15 protein-coding genes and 2 pseudogenes are annotated in these 17,685 nt (G+C 48.2%); 4 read left to right on the top strand and 13 right to left on the bottom strand.

From position 1 onward, the window contains the following. Positions 1 to 9: 9 nt before the first annotated feature. Positions 10 to 1,542, bottom strand: coding sequence for a contractile injection system protein, VgrG/Pvc8 family (locus tag ACFVVF_RS01920; RefSeq protein WP_387804882.1), 1,533 nt, complete (start codon positions 1,540 to 1,542; stop codon positions 10 to 12). A 311-nt stretch (positions 1,543 to 1,853) separates the two neighbouring features. Between ACFVVF_RS01920 and ACFVVF_RS01915 the strand changes: the two genes are divergently transcribed. Beyond that, positions 1,854 to 2,327 (top strand): peptide ABC transporter substrate-binding protein, encoded by a 474-nt coding sequence (locus ACFVVF_RS01915; RefSeq protein WP_387804880.1) that lies wholly within the window; start codon positions 1,854 to 1,856, stop codon positions 2,325 to 2,327. Positions 2,328 to 2,520: 193 nt separating this feature from the next. Continuing rightward, positions 2,521 to 2,681, top strand: a pseudogene (locus tag ACFVVF_RS01910) (group II intron reverse transcriptase/maturase); the annotation flags it as partial. Positions 2,682 to 3,298: 617 nt separating this feature from the next. Here ACFVVF_RS01910 and ACFVVF_RS01905 read toward each other — a convergent pair. Both ACFVVF_RS01905 and ACFVVF_RS01900 read right to left on the bottom strand, forming a co-directional pair. Continuing rightward, entirely contained in the window at positions 3,299 to 3,673 is a 375-nt protein-coding gene (locus ACFVVF_RS01905) for a hypothetical protein (RefSeq protein ID WP_387804879.1), read from the bottom strand. A gap of 574 nt (positions 3,674 to 4,247) precedes the next feature. After that, positions 4,248 to 4,341: pseudogene (locus ACFVVF_RS01900) on the bottom strand (TetR/AcrR family transcriptional regulator); the annotation flags it as partial. A gap of 2 nt (positions 4,342 to 4,343) precedes the next feature. Here ACFVVF_RS01900 and ACFVVF_RS01895 point away from each other — a divergent pair. Together ACFVVF_RS01895 and ACFVVF_RS01890 are read left to right on the top strand one after the other, a co-directional pair. Next, complete coding sequence (locus tag ACFVVF_RS01895; protein ID WP_387809050.1) at positions 4,344 to 4,472, top strand: hypothetical protein; 129 nt, start codon at positions 4,344 to 4,346, stop codon at positions 4,470 to 4,472. After that, entirely contained in the window at positions 4,469 to 4,780 is a 312-nt protein-coding gene (locus ACFVVF_RS01890; protein ID WP_387804878.1) for an MBL fold metallo-hydrolase, read from the top strand. Before ACFVVF_RS01895 ends, ACFVVF_RS01890 begins: the two co-directional genes overlap by 4 nt. A 267-nt stretch (positions 4,781 to 5,047) precedes the next feature. Here the strand turns inward: ACFVVF_RS01890 and ACFVVF_RS01885 are convergent, their stop codons facing one another. The 10 genes from ACFVVF_RS01885 to sbnA form a co-directional block, all read right to left on the bottom strand. Continuing rightward, entirely contained in the window at positions 5,048 to 5,587 is a 540-nt protein-coding gene (locus tag ACFVVF_RS01885) for a GNAT family N-acetyltransferase (RefSeq protein ID WP_387804876.1), read from the bottom strand. 191 nt (positions 5,588 to 5,778) lie between these two features. After that, positions 5,779 to 7,383, bottom strand: a complete 1,605-nt coding sequence (locus ACFVVF_RS01880) for a helix-turn-helix domain-containing protein (protein ID WP_387804874.1) — start codon at positions 7,381 to 7,383, stop codon at positions 5,779 to 5,781. A gap of 23 nt (positions 7,384 to 7,406) precedes the next feature. After that, the gene (locus ACFVVF_RS01875) at positions 7,407 to 8,339 is read right to left on the bottom strand and encodes a FecCD family ABC transporter permease (RefSeq protein ID WP_387804872.1); all 933 of its coding nucleotides are present in this window, start codon (positions 8,337 to 8,339) and stop codon (positions 7,407 to 7,409) included. Between the two features lie 65 nt (positions 8,340 to 8,404). Beyond that, a complete protein-coding gene (locus ACFVVF_RS01870; protein WP_387804870.1) occupies positions 8,405 to 9,388 on the bottom strand; it encodes a FecCD family ABC transporter permease in 984 nt (327 codons plus the stop codon). Between the two features lie 76 nt (positions 9,389 to 9,464). Continuing rightward, positions 9,465 to 10,460, bottom strand: coding sequence for an ABC transporter substrate-binding protein (locus tag ACFVVF_RS01865; RefSeq protein WP_387804868.1), 996 nt, complete (start codon positions 10,458 to 10,460; stop codon positions 9,465 to 9,467). Between the two features lie 134 nt (positions 10,461 to 10,594). Further along, positions 10,595 to 12,376, bottom strand: a complete 1,782-nt coding sequence (locus ACFVVF_RS01860; protein ID WP_387808734.1) for an IucA/IucC family protein — start codon at positions 12,374 to 12,376, stop codon at positions 10,595 to 10,597. 89 nt (positions 12,377 to 12,465) lie between these two features. Then, on the bottom strand, positions 12,466 to 14,295 hold the full coding sequence (locus tag ACFVVF_RS01855; protein ID WP_387804867.1) for an IucA/IucC family protein: 1,830 nt from the start codon (positions 14,293 to 14,295) through the stop codon (positions 12,466 to 12,468). Further along, positions 14,292 to 15,545 (bottom strand): type III PLP-dependent enzyme, encoded by a 1,254-nt coding sequence (locus ACFVVF_RS01850; protein ID WP_387804865.1) that lies wholly within the window; start codon positions 15,543 to 15,545, stop codon positions 14,292 to 14,294. Before ACFVVF_RS01850 ends, ACFVVF_RS01855 begins: the two co-directional genes overlap by 4 nt. Beyond that, the gene (sbnB, locus tag ACFVVF_RS01845; RefSeq protein WP_387808731.1) at positions 15,536 to 16,543 is read right to left on the bottom strand and encodes a 2,3-diaminopropionate biosynthesis protein SbnB; all 1,008 of its coding nucleotides are present in this window, start codon (positions 16,541 to 16,543) and stop codon (positions 15,536 to 15,538) included. The genes ACFVVF_RS01850 and sbnB overlap by 10 nt, the downstream gene beginning before the upstream one ends. Before the next feature lie 40 nt (positions 16,544 to 16,583). Then, positions 16,584 to 17,582, bottom strand: a complete 999-nt coding sequence (sbnA, locus tag ACFVVF_RS01840) for a 2,3-diaminopropionate biosynthesis protein SbnA (RefSeq protein WP_387804864.1) — start codon at positions 17,580 to 17,582, stop codon at positions 16,584 to 16,586. Positions 17,583 to 17,685: the final 103 nt, after the last annotated feature.

The raw sequence follows: 17,685 nt of genomic DNA, 5'->3' as shown, positions 1-17,685 counted from the left end.
TCCGCTTCTTTATTGATTCATTAAGATCTCAATCCCCTTGATGACAACCTGCCCCTGGTCAATCTTCAGACCTCCATTGCCGTTCTTTGTGGTCATGTCTATCTGATTAGCAAGCAAGGTGACCGACTCTGACGCCATCTCAATCTGCTTACCCGCTTGGAGGGTGATCTTATTCTCGCAGTTGAGAATAATAGTCCCCGCATTGGTCAGGGTCAGCGTAGCTCCACCAGCAGCCCCCGTAATCGTAATCTTGTCCTCCTCAAAGGTAATCTTCTGCCCGGTTGGCGTAAGCAAAAACTTCGTATTGGGATTCGCCATTAGATCTTCCTTCAAGTCCTTGTCATAATTTATGATCGGCTGAAGCTGCTCCTGCTGTACAACCGTCGTCGTAGTCCCTCCTGCAGCGACTGTACCATTAGAAGATGGAGGAGGTGCTGATCGTGCCCCATCGGGTAATTTTTTACGAACAGAGCTTAGCGCGATCCCTTCTGCTTCCTTGGTATTAGGAAAGTATAGACGGGCGCTGTCACCCTTTTCAGGCATGCAGTACCAGCCAGTCTGGTCATCCGAAGCATACATAGTTGAATAAGGGAATAGATGAGATGTCCCAATGCTCCATTCCTGATCGCAATTGAGCTGAAGCTGAACCTCATCCCTCACCACACCCATAATCGTTCCGGTGATCGATGCGCCAACAAGCCGTGAGTTGTATCTCTTTCGTTGATATGCAGACTTTTTACGGCCCAAGATGTACCGGAATGAAAGCAGACCTTGAAGCATCTCTGTTCGGATCTCGAAGATATGCAGTAAATGCCCTTTGAACTTTATCTGATCCCCAAGCTGAAGTACCCGGTCACGAGTCTGGACCTCATAACGGATATAATCTTGTTCATCAATATCTCCTGACTGCGCTTCCTTCTGATAAGCCAGCATGTCTTTATACATCCGATAATGGGTAGCTTCCAATTTGCCTGCATCCCGGTGCTCCGGCATGCCCAAATAGACGCGAATGTGATCTTCCGTAGGTACAGGTACTAGTACCGTATTGTAATGAGAAGCTAGCCGCTTCAAAAATTCCCAATCCGTCTCCTGATATTGCAAAGTGTAATCGCCGAGACGTTTTTTCTCTGCAAATGTATTGAAGATTTGTCCATCTGGATAATTGCTGCTTATCTTCTGCATGACATCCGGGATTGATAAATCTACATTCTGATAGGAGCGAGTCTCGCGACGAAGATCCATTGCATGAGAATGGGTTACCGCTTCCACCTCTAACCAGTTCACTTGGTTCTCTACTTTTACTTGTAGCTTCAAGATCATACCGTGAAATAACCGCTGCTTCTTACCCTTCTCATCTTTGAAGAACAACTCGACGGGAGTATTCTCATTCGCCATATTTACATATTGTTCTTCCTTCTTCTCTGGAATTACACCAGTGAAGTGAAGCCTGCCGTGATCGTTGACTTTCAAATGCAATGCAATCTTATGAATCCGAATTTCGAATGGCTCAATTTGCAGTTGCTCGTAACTAACCGCCATCATCGACATCCTTATATCACCAACTTTACTAATTTTTATAAAAATCCTTTAATTACTATTTCATCGGACTTTAATCCCTCATTATTAACATATAATCCTTAATTTCAATTAAAAGGATATAAAATAAGACTTTATGCGCATGTCTAATTTACCAGATCATAGAAAAATATTTTGAAGCTACCGAGCAGAGCATTGCCCTAAAAGCTTGCAAAACAGCAAATCATATTGCTATTGTTTTATTCCAGACTTCTTTTTTCCCAGATTGAAACAATACTAGAATATTTTCCGTCAGGTGAAGTAAGGGAGGAATTGAAATGAGAGTTAAATTGGGGCTAGTGTTACTCTGCGTAATACTAATAACCGCCTGTTCGAGCGCCAATCCCACAAAAGATATGGGAGAATTGTATAGTTTGGCATTAGATGCATACATGCCAATTGATGAAGGCTTAAATGAAGGGATGCAATATATTGCAATTGACATGAGTAATTTTAAGGATGTGGCTGTGGCAGACAAGAAACAAATTCTAACGAATTTTGAAAAATACAATGTAAAAGTAATGGAAGCGACTTATGAGCAATTAAGAGAAGATGGATTATATGATCACCAGACGATGGTGCTTACAGGGGTATTGTTGCGTGTCGAAAAGACGGAGATTTCAACAAATAAAATGGTTGTCGAAGGCTCTAAATTTAGAGCTGCTGACGAAGCAACCGGAACGAAAGTGATTGTTGGATACAAAAACGGAAAATGGCAGGTTTCAAAAGAAGAAGGTATTTGGAAAAGTTGATTTTATAGCAAAATTCATTAACTTCAATTAAGACTGAATAGTAGCACTTTTTACAGCTTAAGAATACTTTTGTGCCATAGGATCATCTTTAATAAGGGTTAGCTCCTTGTCCAAGTCGTCCAGAAGAATATTCGCTAAGAGTGGGCTCAGTGGTCCACCTTGCGGGGTGCCTTCTCCCATTTTCTCGAACTTCCAAGAAGGTTTTCGATGGGTAGTAGACATGGACTTACCGAAATTCTTTGACCGAGTGAATCACGACATGCTCATGGCAAGGATAGCAGGAAAAGTGCAGACAAAAGAGTCTTGAAGCTCATCCGTGCCTATGTAAACGCAGGTGTCATGGCCAATGGCGTGCGAGATTTTCTGCTTTCTTTGCTTTTCATACGAACGCATCGGTTTCCTCTCCTTTCGGTTCAGCCCTTCCGGTTTCAGGCGTCCCTTACTCCCGTACTATGGCCTCTGCTGACTCCTGCGGATTCAGCGCGGCTTCTCAACCACGGTTACGAAGTGACTTCGCGTGTTCTTGCAGGCCTCCCCAGATAAGAACGTCATCTTTCTGCCCGCAGCTGCTGGAGTTTACAACGTTGCCTTTGGCGACTTCGGATTTCGTCATGTTTTGGTGACTCATCCGACTAACACTGCCTCGAATCCAGTTCGTGTACCTTAGCTCGTGCATTTGCCTCCAGCCTCCTTCAGATTCTGCCTCGCGGCCGACACCCTTGCTCTTGGCTAACGGTAGGCGTTCTCCAGCGCCCGTTCGGGACTTTCACCCTAGAGATGACGCACATGCTGGGCGTACAAAAAAGCCAACGACCTGTCAGACGACAGGTCGTTGGCTTCTTCTATTTGTACTCTACTATCTCTCCGATACCGTTTCCAAAGATTCGTACTGCCCTAATGGACCAGGTCAGTATGTTAGCCGCTAACTTCTAGAACTCTTAACACAAAACAAACGATTTCGGATAATTTTCTTATTTAAACTGATCTTTGAGGAATGATTTAACATTCTTGTTGAAAAGCAAAATAGTCATACAGGTGATTATTAGCAGGATGTCTATCAAATTAAACATTGAAAAATTAATTAATGCAAACGCCAAGCTTACAGCGCCAAACGCCAGTACGCCTATAAGCCCCCATTTTGCGCCTTTATATAGATGGTAAAATAAAATCGCATGTATCAGCGCACCCACTACAATACCCACAGACGCGCCTGAAAATGCTGCCCCGCTAAGCGGCATTCTGCTGACATAAAAAAAATCAAACAGTAGATTCTCCGCAAGCCTAACCGCAATTACGGTTAAAAGTAATGTTCTCCCTGATATTTTCCATTTCTCAGCTTTATTCACCGTTTATACCCCCGCAACATTATCAATTCCGTTGGCTGCTTTGCTTCATATGCTCTATGTATCATCCTTCGCAAATAATTGTACATCACTAAACAGCGTCTTAATAGCCCCAATATTCATTTTTGTTTGCTGATTATTCGCAACAATGAATATTCCTGCGTCCATCCGGACAATTGAGCTTTAGCTACAAATAAGTTATACCTGGAAATACCAAAACAGACCATCTAATTTTAGAAAAGAGGTTGATTATGAAAGCAGTTAGCACTACTTGGATGAAACGTTTGAATGCCGGGAAGCAACTAATGGTACCAAATCAAATTCATAGCAACAAGGAGTAGAGAGTTCTGTTTGAAGATTGCCCTTTCGGTATTCTGCTTTCATCACACCGGCTCTCCTTCAGATAACACACTAACAAATACAAGGAACCCTAGTCGTTCATACGCCAAGGTTCTTAATCATCCTCTTTCAAGTTTTCAGCAAGTTTGAGGCTCAATAAATCCCTTTGCATTTGACTCCACTCTTTTACGGATAAAATCAATAAATCCATTAGATAAGTATCCATCAACAAGTGCATACTTATCAGAAAAATGAGCATAAAAAGTGCTGCGATTTATGGTAGCCTTCTTCGTAATATCACTTATCGTAATAGAATTGAAATCTTTTTTTCTGGATGGAAAATCGCAACATGAAAGATCCATCCAATGAGAATGAGCAAGGCAACTTCCAAATGGCACAGGCAGCACTGGCACCTTATGAGGGACGAATTCGCACCTTTACTAGGGATGAAAAAGGGTATTGAAGCTATTGATGCCTGGTCACACACTGGGTCATTCCGCTTTTCTTATCCAATCAAATGGAGAGAAACTGTTAATCTGGGGAGATATTCTTCATAATGCCACGATTCAATTACTCAGACCGGAAGAGAAATTAGCTATGGATGTTAATCCTGACCTTGTAATTGAAACAAGGAAACGTATTTTGGATCTTGCCACTGATGAACGCTTACTTGTATCAGGGATGCACCTACATTTCCCTGGCTACGGGCACATACGTAAGGAGCAAGATCATTATGTACATGTACCCGAACTTTGGAGTTCGAAATTATAAATTCTGATACTGTTACGTGACGGAGCAAACGGAACGAAAGTGATTGTTGAAGATAAAAACGGAAAATGGCAAGTTTCAAAAGCAGACGGTACTTGGAAAAGTTGATTTTATAGCAAAATTCATTAACTTCAATTAAGACTGAATAGTACGCACTTTTTACAGCTTAAGAATACTTTTGTGCCATAGGATCATCTTTGATACGGTAAATAAAAAAAACGGCAAAGCCATCACTTAGGCTTTGCCGTCTTTTAATCCAGTATAATTCCGTTAGAAACCATTAATATCCCAACCCAATACAAGCTCCGTTAATTTCTCACCAGCAAAATCAACCTCGAATGAATCGACCAGCTTTCCGCCCAATCCTTCATAAAACGTTCGGGAAGGGTTCGCTTCCAGCACATGAACAAGCATCGATTTCATTCCGTTTTGCTTCAATTCATGAACAACGGATTGTACTAGCCTCTTCCCCAAGCCTTGCCCTTGATACGCCTGCAACACATAGATTGCGTTAAGCTGTCCGTCAAATTGCGGATAATTACCGCTTCTTTCACTACCGCCATCGGCAAAGCCAACGATGCTGCCTTCCTCATTTGCCGCAACAAACACGATATTCTTAGGAATCACTTCCATCCATAACCGTTCCCTTTGTTCATACGATTGAGCTTTCAAATACTCGTCCGGGATTATGTTGGCGTAAGTTGTTTTCCAGCTATCGACATGAACGCGAGCAATTGCTGCCGCATCCGCTAACACTGCTTTACTGATTTGGATAAAATGACCTCCCTTCCGCTGCGCATCATGCTTCATATACAGGAATAAGCTACCCCCTGCGGCTCTGCAGCTCTGGATACCCCTCTCAGCATAATCAAGTGAATTGGGTTCACCAGCCACACATCGAACATAGAAAGTACTGTAACTATCGTACTCGATGTGCTTCCAGAGCTGCAAGCGTAAAAAAAGGACGAACCATCACCAGCCGCCCTTACTGTCTCTTCTATTTATTCCGAATCATATTTCAGCAAATAATCCATAATAGTCTGCCTGCCAATAGGCGTCCAGCTCATCGCAAACCAATTATCAATGAGATTGACCTTCTCTCTTTTCACCGCGGGTATTCCATGCCAGACATCGGAGTGAATCAAGCGCTGGTACATGAGCTCGCTGCCGGCCAATACATGATGCTTATGGATGAAGAGATGATCGGTTTCTAGCATTGGCAATGCTTCAGGCGGCATCTCCTGTCTCCATATGTCACCGATTACCGGAATGCCTGGCTCTAGACCAAGATCACTGTAGAGCAGCTCATTTAATGGATGCCCCCCAGTGCCCTGTATGCCGATCGTGCGGTGACTGACCTGCATAAGCGTGATACGTCTTTTCCCGAGCTTTAACTGCAAAGCCCGCTTTACTTCGGAAGCACGTAGTTCTAGACGGGCAATCGCTTGATCCGCCTCACTCTCCCGTCCGAGCAGCTCTGCAATTTTGATGAAATTCAATTTCCAGTCCCACAATGACAAATCGAGAATAACCGGAAGCGCAATTTCCTTGAAGTTCTCCTTGAAATCGGTATGATAGTGATCTGCAATGATCAGATCCGGAGCAGACAGCCTCAGCTCCTCCATCTGAGAGCGAAAACGCTGCTTATACTCGTTGTCATTGACACCGGGATAATGAAAGAGATCAAGTGAAAATGTAGGCTCAATGCCGATAGATTGCAAGTATTGCTGGAACCCAAGCGAGGAGGCGACCGCGACCCGCAAGGATTGACGTTTCATATATATAGTAGGAGGAACGCCGACCGTACGCTGGAACATTCGGCTGAAATAAAACTCGCTGCGGAATCCGACGCTTGCCGCTACTTCTTTGACACGGCTATGGCTTTTATTCAACAGCTCCTTCGCTTTATTCATCCGGATCATACCCAGGTACTCAACAGGCGTCGATCCCGTTACTTTCAGAAACAGACGAGAATAGGCTGCGGGAGTCATGCCCGCTTCTTCTGCCAGTCTGCCAATGCTGATCTTATCAATATAATGCTGTTCCATGAAGGCAATACTCCGGTCGAGCCTCTCGTCATTCTGCTGGTCCGATTCCGGTGTACTCGTCATAATACCGTGAATAAATTGCTCCAATTGCAGCCGAAGCAGCAAGCGGTCATGTTTTCCTTCATTTCTGCTGTCCTCGTACATTTGAAGAATCCGCTGCAAAATTTGCTGCGGGTGAACGACCGGAATACGTCCCGGGCGAAAAGAGCCGGATAATGCAAGGGAGTTCGACACCGTCATCCCCCCTTTAGCCTTCGTCAATGCGACAGGCCGAAAAAATATGCCGTAGTAGGAAAAATCTCCAGAACGTTCGGATAGTTCTACGATCATACCGGGCACAAGTAAATACAGCTCAAACGGCTTAATATCACAAAGCATGCCGTCCATGAGCACGACACCTTCGCCTTCGGTAATAAAGCACAGTACATAAGCAGGAATCCGGTAGGTTCGGACCCCGGGCCTGCCTGCAAATCTTCTTTTGCGGACGGACGAGAACAGGTATAGTGAATGAGCGTGAGTCTGACTCCCGTGAGACAGCATCAGGCACCTGCCTTTCATAGAGCAAATCGTGTTTCTTCTAATTATATAGCTCTGCGGCGAATGAGCAAAGCGATCATATAAGGCGCTCCGATCAATGCCGTTATCAACCCAACCGGAATTTCGTAAGGTGTGAAAATCGTTCGTCCGAGCAAATCGGCCGTCATCACAATGAGCCCGCCTAATAGTGCAGCAACAGGCAATCGTCTTAGACTTCGAGTGCCAGCCAGATGGGAGGCCATATGCGGCGCCATCAATCCGACAAAGGCAATCGTGCCAGCCATCGAAACGGCGGACCCAGCCAATCCCACGCTTAACAAAATCAGCGACAATCGCGTCCGCTCCAATCGGATGCCCATCCCAACAGCCGCACCGTCACTTAACTGCAGTAAATCAAGATGACGGGTGTAACATAATAGTATGATGAATAGAGCAATAATCCAGGGCAATAGCGGCCAAAAGTGATCCCAAGTGCGTCCGTACAGACTTCCAGCCATCCATGTAAACGCTTGAGATACTCGAAAGATTTTGCCCACTGTCAATAGATAAGTAATGAGAGCTCCGGCCATGGCGGATATCCCGATACCGACCAGAAGCATCCGCTCGGGCGAGCTGCCCTTTTTCCAGGAGAGCTGATAAATCGCTAGAGCTGTCACCAATGCACCGCTGAAAGCAATCCAAGGCAGATAGCTCATAGAGAAGCCAGGTGCCAGAACAAGAGCGGCCACTACAGCAGCTGCAGCTCCTGAGTTTAGGCCGATGACCCCGGGTGAAGCTAGCGGGTTGCGGGTAATGATTTGCAGAATGCTCCCTGAGAGTGCTAAACCGCAGCCTGCCAGAAAACCAACAAGCACTCGGGGCAGCCGTACTTGGCGAACGGTAAAAGCATATTCATCTCCTCCGAGCCCAATTGCCGTTCGAAGAGCTTCACCCGCCGGAATCATTCTCTCTCCGATAACGATGCTCAGCAACAGCACAAATATATTTAATAGAAGCAACCCGATTATGACCTTTAGCCAGCGCCCTTTTATAATAGAAGGAATTATTTCGTTCTCCCCCTTCGCTGTGCCAAATAAATAAGAAACGGTGCACCGAAAAAGGCCGTTACGATACCCGCAGGAACCTCTTGTGCCGGAAGCACAAATCTCGCGCCGATGTCTGCAAGCAATAACAATAAAGCGCCAAGCAAGGCAGAATAGGGAATCATCCACCGGTAGTCGCTCCCGACCAGGGAACGCGCAATATGCGGAACAGCTAGACCAATAAAGGCAATGGGACCCGCGATTGCCACGGCACCGCCAGCAAGCAGTACAATGACCGCTATGCATAACACTTTTATGAAAAATACGCGTTGGCCTAATCCTTGGGCCATTTCTTCCCCTAGACTTATTACATTCATATGATGACTGAGAACGAAAGCGGCAGCCAGCCCTGCGGCCATATAAGGAACTACTTGGATAAACAATTGCAGATCTCTGCCTGTAAGTGATCCCGCAAGCCAAAAACGCATCGTATCCAAGGACTGCTCGTTCAGAATGAGTATCCCTTGGGTAAGGGAAGCGAATAACAGATTAATAGTCGCTCCTGCTAATATTAGCTTGATCGAGGTTAGCGATTGTCTGCCTAGCGAGCTTAGCAGAAATACAATGGCACCGGCTATTGCAGCACCAGCCATCGCCGCCCATGAAAAAACGGCAAGCGAGGTGGAATGCAAGACGATCGAGACGATAACTACTGCCAAAGCAGCACCGTTGTTTACCCCGAATATTTCGGGTCCGGCGAGACCATTCCGGCTAAGCGCCTGCATCAAGCAGCCGGCAACTGCCAGCGATCCGCCTACTGCTGCCGCAATCAATGCCCGCGGCAACCGGACGGATCGAATAATTAATTGATCATACGCTCCGTCAAACGACCAGATCGCATTTATAATAGAAGAAACAGAAATTTGAACGACGCCAAAGGCTACACTTGCGACCAAGGCCAAGCCGACTAATACGGCAAGAAATATGAATCCTGTGTACTTCACACCTCTACCTCCAGCTCCTGATTGGAAAAGAAATGAAGAAAGATTGGGCCGTCGACAGGACGACCCAATCTTATCATTATTTCAGCAAAAAGGAGTGCAGATCGTCAACAACTTTATTTACAGCTTGAATGCCGAGTCCGCTCATCCAATATTCCCAGTCCACTGGTTTAACCTGATTGTTCTGAACTCCTGGCAAGGAAGTCCACAACGGACTTTTCTCCAGCTTAGCGAAAGCATCCGGTTCTCTGTTGAACCAAAGAATGACGTCGCCGTCGAGCTCAGTCATCTGCTCTTCCGTTACATCCTTCGAGAAGCCCTCGACATTTTGCGAATCGACGCGCTGTATTCCGGCATCTGTCATAATCGTGCCAGCGAACGTGTCCTTCAAATAAATCTGAATTTTATCTGCACGCGGCCGGAATAACGACACCTTCTTCACATCTTGACCCGCCAGATCGGCTTTGAACTGATCGATACGCGCTTGGTAGGCATCCAGCAGTTTTTTTCCTTCCTCCGATTTGTTCACCGCATCGGCATGAAGCTGAAGATTGTTTTTCCAAGTCACGCCTAGTGTCTCAACAAACACCGTAGGAGCGATTTGCCCCAGCTGGCTGTATATCGCATCATGCGTATCCTTATTTCCGATAATCAGATCAGGCTTCAACGCATCAATCGCTTCCAGATTCGGTTCATTGACGGAGCCGATATTTTGAATGCCCTCTGTTCCCTTTAAGTAAGCCGGATATGGATCGCCCGCTGCCAGAATCGACGGCGCGCCAATCGGTTTAATGCCCAGCTCCAGCAAGTTATCCAGTGCACCAATATCCAGCACGACAATTTTGGCAGGATTAGCCGGAACCTTCACATCTCCATATGCGTCTTTAATCGTCCGCTCCGCACTTGGCTCTGCCGTTGCCGCAGGCGTATTTTCTTTAACGCCTCCCCCTGCAGCTTCCGTATTTTCTTTGTTCGATCCTGCATTTCCGCAAGCGGAGAGGATCAGAATAACCAATGCGATTAGGGACAACACTCCCCATCGTTTCAAGCCGTGTACCTGTTTACTTGCCAGCATGCCTAAATTCCCCCTGTGACCTAATTAAGAATGATAACCATTATTAATAAGATAACGTATTATCTTAAAATGTGTCCATGCAGAAACTTATTCATCTCATGTACTTTTTTTTACGTTACGGATAAATACCCAGATTAATCCAATTCAATCTCCTGGGATAACGGGTTGAAGACCTTGTGCATACGCAGCTCCGTATCTGGAAATAACCGCCTCGCCGTCAATTGTTCCACCCCGATAAAGGAGTCGAACAGAAAAAACTGGTGAAATCGCTCGCTGTGCTCGGGGAATCGTTGCTGATACTGCTCGATCACACTCCGCACCTTGCTCCAGAACAGCTTCTCTTCCATACCGAAATGGTCCTGCAGAAAGATCGCCAGCTCACCAAGATTGATAAAGAAGAAGGCATCGTGTACAAAATCCCGCACCGCTTCCAGATCATTCGTCTCCAAAAACGAATTCCGGTTCACACGCTGATGCTCCGCCGGCGTGGACACCAAGCCGGGACAATCTTCCGGATTCGCTAGCCCTTCCCGGGCAAACCGGATGCCATCATGGAAATCCTTCAACGCGATTCGGACCGGAAGTCCTTCTCGGAGCACCAGCACCATATTTTGAGCATGGGACTCTAGTGCAATGCCATGCGCATACAGGAAATGAATAATCGGATTCACGCTTGCCTTTAGCAGCTCTGTCAGCCAGTGCTCCATGCCAAATTGCCCGACCCACGGCGCGATATACGGCTGGCCCGCCGGATCTACAGCACATAAGGCATTAAACGGTATCGCCGTCTCGCTCTTGTCCAGATGCATCGGCAAGCTCTCTCTCCAAATACAGGACAGCGTGCCATAAGATTTGGACTGTAACGGAGCAGGGATATCGCTGTTCACATACGCAACGCCTGCAACTTCACCTAACAGAATAAGCCGCAGCTCATCACGCAGATAGGCATCCGCCGAAGCGATTCGTTTGAGCCAATCCGAGATAACAGGGGCATTTTCTACGGTATGGGGAGCTAATATCCGGCCGGTCGACGTGTTCAAAATGCTAAGCGACAGCTTGAGATAATGCTTGCTTGGACGTGACCGGTTCACCAGCGTTCGAATAGATTGCTGGGCTGTGTATTCCTCATCCGTACTGCCAAGCGGCAAAATCTGCTTGCTTCGAATATCGGCCGCAAGTACCGACGTTAACGTCGTTCGCCATTGCCACGGATGAACAGGCAGCATCACATAATCGGCCGGATCGGCCCCGGCTTCCCGAATGCTCGCCGCAAATTGCCCGAGCTTCTGTTCGCCCAGCTGCTCCTTCAGCCAATTGGCTGAACCCGGATCGGGAAGCTGGACGGAATGACTGAGCTTGACCCGGCTGCGATGAACGGCTGCCCATAAAGGATGAATGGCTGCGGCAAATTCGGGACCATACTGCTGTTGATCTGCGATATCGAAACCGATGCGCGACTTGTAGCTTGGATGATAAGGATGGCCGTCCATCATTCCGCTCTCCCAATCCTCATCGGACAAGGCATGCAGATTATGGTTTTCCTTGTGCCGCTTATATTGCGCCATAGTATCGTTGATTAACGTCTGCTCCAGCTCGTGAATGAAATGGAGCACCTTCTCCTCCGCCGCTCCGGCTCCGGCTGCAACCTCCAGCAAGAAAACCGCGATAGATTCGGCTTCTGTCTCGCCCGTGCTGCTTTTTCTGCGGACTGGCATGCGGCTTAGCCGGATTCGCCCGAATGTATAACGCCGTTCACTTCTGAACAGATAAGCAATCGGCTCTCCATCCATTCCGGTCCCATTGATGCGGGTATCCTCCCCCTCCGATTGATAAGCAATCAATCCCTCAAACAGCATCGACTCGATCAATTGGCGAAAAATCCTTCTCCTTACGTCAACATAGTGCGGAGACTGCATCGCCTCCCGATAAAATTCGAATGCTGATTGCTTTTCCTGCTTTACGCCGGGCTCCACTTGTTCGTTTGCGTTCACCGTACGCATATGGTTCACTCCCCGTAATATGAATAGCGCTCCAGTGCGTAAGCATGAAGCGGATTGCTTACCCGGTGCACGCAGTCTATTGTTCCGTCATCTATCCGGCGCCTCGTTAACTGCTCCACCTCAATCTCTGCCTTGAATACATCAAAGAGTTCAAATCGGCTTTGCAGCTCCGGAAATTGCCTTTGATAATCCATAATAATGCTCGCCGCTGCTTCCCAAAAACGGCGTTCCGGTAAGCCGTAATGCTTTTCCAGAAAGAAGGCGAGCTCTGTAAAATTAATGAGCAGCAGCGCGTCCAATAAGAAGTCGGTTAATTCCTCCGCCGTCTCCTTCTCGATAAACGAGTTCCGGTTGGGGCGCTGATGATTTGCCGGCGGATATTCGATTGCGGGATACTTCCGTTGTTGCTCCACGCTGAGTGAGTAGCGGACACCATCATGGAAGTCCTTCAAGGCAATGCGTCTCGGAAGACCGTGTTCCATAACGATAATCATATTTTGCCCGTGTGATTCCAGCGCGGCACCGTGGGCATGCAAGAGGTGGACCAACGGCACAATCGACACGCGGAGCAGTGTTTGCAGCCATTCCTCCAAGCCATATTGTTCAACCCAAGGTTGAATAAACGGCTTTCCTTCGCTGTCCGTATGAACCAAGGCGTTGAACGGGTAAGCTTCTTCCCCTTCGAGAAGAAAACGATGCAGACTCTCCCTCCATATCGCGCCAAGCGAGCCGTATACCTTTTGCTCCAGCACATTAGGCAGCTTCTGATGGTGATAGGACACCCCTAACACCTCTTTCAGTACGATAACCTGCAATGTCCGGGAAAGAAAAGGATCTTCCGCTGCGATGCTGCCAAGCCAATCCGAGATTCGCGCAGCGTTCATTATCGTATGCTGGGCGAGAATCCGGCCCGACGACGTATTCGTAATATTCATAGGCAGCTTGACATACGCCTTGCTGCGGTCGCTCGTATTCGCCAGCGTCCGAATGGACTGCTGCGGCCGGTAATTTTCCGATCCGTATCCCAGATAGATCAACTCACCTGTACGCAGCTGCTCAGCGAATTCCGGCGCAATAATCCGATTCCATTGCCAAGGATGTACAGGCATCAGAACATAATCCTTCAGTTGTTGGCCGTTTTGCTCCAGAATAGCGGCATACTTGCCGTAGTCATCGCCCAGCTCATGCTGCATAAACGCAGCTTCATCCAGGCCTCCGGATACGGACAGCTTTGCAGCAGAACGGCGAACCGCTACCCAGATCAGACAGAGATCCGGCTTGAATTCCGGTCCATAGGCTTCATTGTCAGCAAGCGTGAATCCGATGCGGGATTTGTAGCAGGGATGATAGGGATGACCCTCAATAAGATCGCCCTCCCACTCATCGTAATCCGCAGTTATCGCGGCAGCTGAAGCCGATACTTGCTGGCGGTGATGCAGCATTGACATCGTATCCTTCAGAAGCGTCTGCTGAATCTCATCGATGAAGGAAGATAATCTGTCTTCTTTCGCATGAAGCGATGACGAGATCTCTAGTAAAAACTGAGGAAGCGACTCTGCTTCCCGGAGCTCTCCCTCCACGATACGCATAACAGGCTTTTCAGAAAGGCGGATTCGCCCAAAGCTCCATTTCCGGGAAGCGGTGAACCGGTATTGAACAGCTTCTCCGGTTTCGCTTTGGCCATGCAGGCTGTATTCGGCTTCGGATTCCTCTTCGATATCCGGCTCTGTCAATATGCGCTCATACAAGAAGGACTCAATTAATTGCCGGAAAATACGCCGCCTTACGATAGCAAGCTCTTTAGACTGCACGATGGACCAAGTGATTCCGCTCATAAGCAGCCTCCTTTCTCCGCACCGGATTCCAAATAAATATGCTCCGGATGGGGATGACTTAAGAAGTCATGATGCGAGATCGCCCAGCCGTACGCTCCCGCATAAGGGAATAACAAAATATCACCGACGCGCACTCGTTCCAGCTGAACATCCTGTGCCAGAACATCTTTTGGCGTGCACAACTGGCCAACGACGGAAGCAGCTTCCTGATTGAGTGAAGGCCGCTCGTAAAGATGGGGCCATTCCTCAACAGGGATCACCTCAAAAGGATGGCTGTGCTGCCAGGACGACGGCAAGCGGAAATGATGCGTTCCGCCCCGGACCACGACATAGCACTTGCCGTGATTCCGCTTAATGTCCAGCACTTCCGCTGCATAATATCCCGTCGCAGCCGTCATATACCGGCCGCATTCGAAATAGATCATCATGTCGGGGCTGACCGCTTCCTTCACCAGGCTGTTCAACTGTTTCACAAAATGCTGCCAATCGAACTGCTGCTCCAACTCCGCGTAATTCACGCCTAAACCGCCGCCGGCGTTAAGATAACGGAGCGTTAAGCCGTAAGTATCCGCCCAGCGCCGTGCAAGCGTGCAATAGTAATGCACCAATTCCGCATGGGCTCCCGCATCCAAGTTGTTGGACAAGGAGTGAAAATGAAAGCCTTCCACCTGCAAATTCGGCAGTGATTTGATCTGTTCCATCACTTGAGGCAGCTGCTCCTCTTCGATGCCGAATTGCGTCGGGCGTCCGCCCATCGCCAATTTGGCCTGGGGCAGCGGACCTTTCAGGTTAATGCGCAGCAACACAGACACTTTTGTGTTATGGCGTCCGGCAATCGCATTCAGCTTGTTAAGCTCGTGAAGGCTTTCGGCATGAATCAAATGCACCCCGTGCTGCAATGCGCCTTCCAGCTCCGCTTCTGTTTTGCCAGGCCCCCCGAACAGAATCGGAATATCAGCCGATACTTGGCGAACCTTCTTGATTTCTCCAAGAGATGCAGTCTCAAACCCATACACGATGGGAGCAAGCGCCCGCAAAATAGCTTCTTCCGAATTTGCCTTGATCGCATAGAACAGCTTGCAAAATTCGGGCAAAGCGTTAACCCGGCTTTCAATAACACGCCGCAAGGCATCCAGATCATGCAAGTAAGCGCAGAACGGTTCATTTTGCAGCTGCTTCCGTTCCCGGACGGCCTCCGCCATGCGGCTATGCTCCGTCTGCATTTGCTTTCCCGTAAACGCTACAGCCATAGCGGATTTCCCTTTCCTGCCGACAGCGCACGGCGGTACAACTCGGCCGCGCTAGCGATGTCCTCTACCGCCATGCCCATCGGATTCAAGACGATAATCTCATCGTCCGACTCCCGGCCCGGTTTGCGTCCGATTAGAATTTCACCCAGTTCAGCATGCAGCTGCTCCCTGGAGAACTTGCCTTCCAGCACCAGCTGGTTAATAATTTTTTTCTCCCGGTTCGATTGCTCCCAGTCATCCACCACCACTTTATCCGCCTGAATGAACACGTCTTTACGCAAATCCATGATCGAAATATTGCTGACAAACGTCCCCTTCGCAAGCCATTCATACGGGATATGCGGAACAGAAGCCACCGTGGCCGTAACCAGCACTTCTGCCTGCCGGACAGCTTGCTCCGCCGTATCCTCAACGATCACTTCAATACCGCCGAAACGCAGCTGAATTTCTTCCGCCAGCTTGCCTGCAGCCTCAGGATTCAAGTCGTATAAACGAACCGTTCGAATAGCATCGAACTGCTCCAGCAGGGACAATATTTGCATCTTGGCAATTAATCCGCAGCCAATGACAGAAACGGCTTGAAATCCCTCTCTCGCCAAATAACGAGCCCCGATCACAGTAACAGCCGCTGTGCGCATGCTGCTGATCAAGCTGCCCTCCATGACGGCAACGGGGTAATTCGATTCAGGATCGTTCAAGATGATTAATGCGCTTGCCCTCTCTTTGTTCCGTTTCGCCGGATTATCATGCTTGCTGCCAATCCATTTCAATCCGCTGATCGCGGTATCCCCGCCAACATAGGCGGGCATGGCAATAATCCGGTCTGCAATATGGCCGTTCTCCCCCGCTGCGCGCAAATATGGTTTAAGCGGCTGTACATAATCTCCAGCACTATGCAACTCAAGCGCCCGGCTGACGGCAGCAACGTAAGGCTCGGAATGAGCCCCTCCCAATTCGATAAGATCCTGCTTGCTTAAATACAAAATTTGATGCTTCATCGTCGTTTCCAATGTATCATTCACTCCCTTTTCAGATTTGTTATTGAATGGCTTCGATATGTTGCGGCAATGCATTTACCCATTTCTCGTCATATACACTGTCCAGATAGCGTTCGCCGCGGTCCGGCAAAATTGTGACAACGGAGGAAGATGCAGGAATTGTCGGCAGCAGCCTCTGCAGCGCTGCGATTATCGAGCCCGAGGATCCGCCCGCAAATATCCCTTCCCGCTCCATCAGCATCAGACACCCGGAGACTGAATCGCGGTCATCCACATGGATCACTTGATCGATTTCATCCGGCTTGAACAATTCCGGCACCCGATTTGCACCGATACCCGGCAGCTCGCGCTGGCGTGACGGTGTCCCGAAAATGATAGAGCCTACAGCGTCTACAGCAATGACCTTGACATTAGGGTGAGCTTCCTTCACTCTTCTAGAGATGCCAAGTATGCTGCCTGTCGTACTGACTGCACATACGAGATAGTCGAGCTTATCCCCCATCTGCCGGACGATCTCCTCGCCCGCTCCATGGTAATGGGCTTGCCAGTTCAACGGATTGGCGTATTGGTTAATCCAATAGGCATTGGAGTCCTGCTCCGCCAGCTCTTTGACTCTGCTAATACGGCTTTTTAGATAGCTGCCTTGCTCATCGGGTGTTTTCACCATGTCCACATTGGCGCCCAAATAACGGATCAGCCTAAGATTCGTCGACGTAATCTTCGGATCGACAACACAGGTGAACTTCAGCCCGTACCGTTTGGCAGCCATCGCAAGTCCGATTCCCAAATTGCCCGAGGTGCTTTCGATCAGGTGCGTGTTCGGCGTAATGGTTCCGTCCTTCAAGCCCTGCTCGATGATATACCGGGCCGGACGGTCCTTCATGCTTCCGCCGGGGTTCATCATTTCGAGCTTGGCATATACCGCAGGCCCCGGTGCGGCGAAGAGAGCATTCAAGCGGACCAATGGCGTCTGGCCGATACAATCGATAATGCCATTTGCCGCTTCGGGCATTTTTTTCACGAGCTGCAATTTTTCCATGTGAACACACCAGCTTTCTTCTTGAAAAATGGGTATTTTGCCGCTTTTTTTGTTAATTGATAATGATTATTGTTTTCATAGGCAAAATACATGCCCATTATGG

It is taken from the genome of Paenibacillus sp. NPDC058174 (genome assembly GCF_042883865.1).
In the GTDB taxonomy this organism is placed as follows: Bacteria; Bacillota; Bacilli; order Paenibacillales; family Paenibacillaceae; genus Pristimantibacillus.
This window is presented reverse-complemented; position numbering and strand designations above follow the sequence as displayed.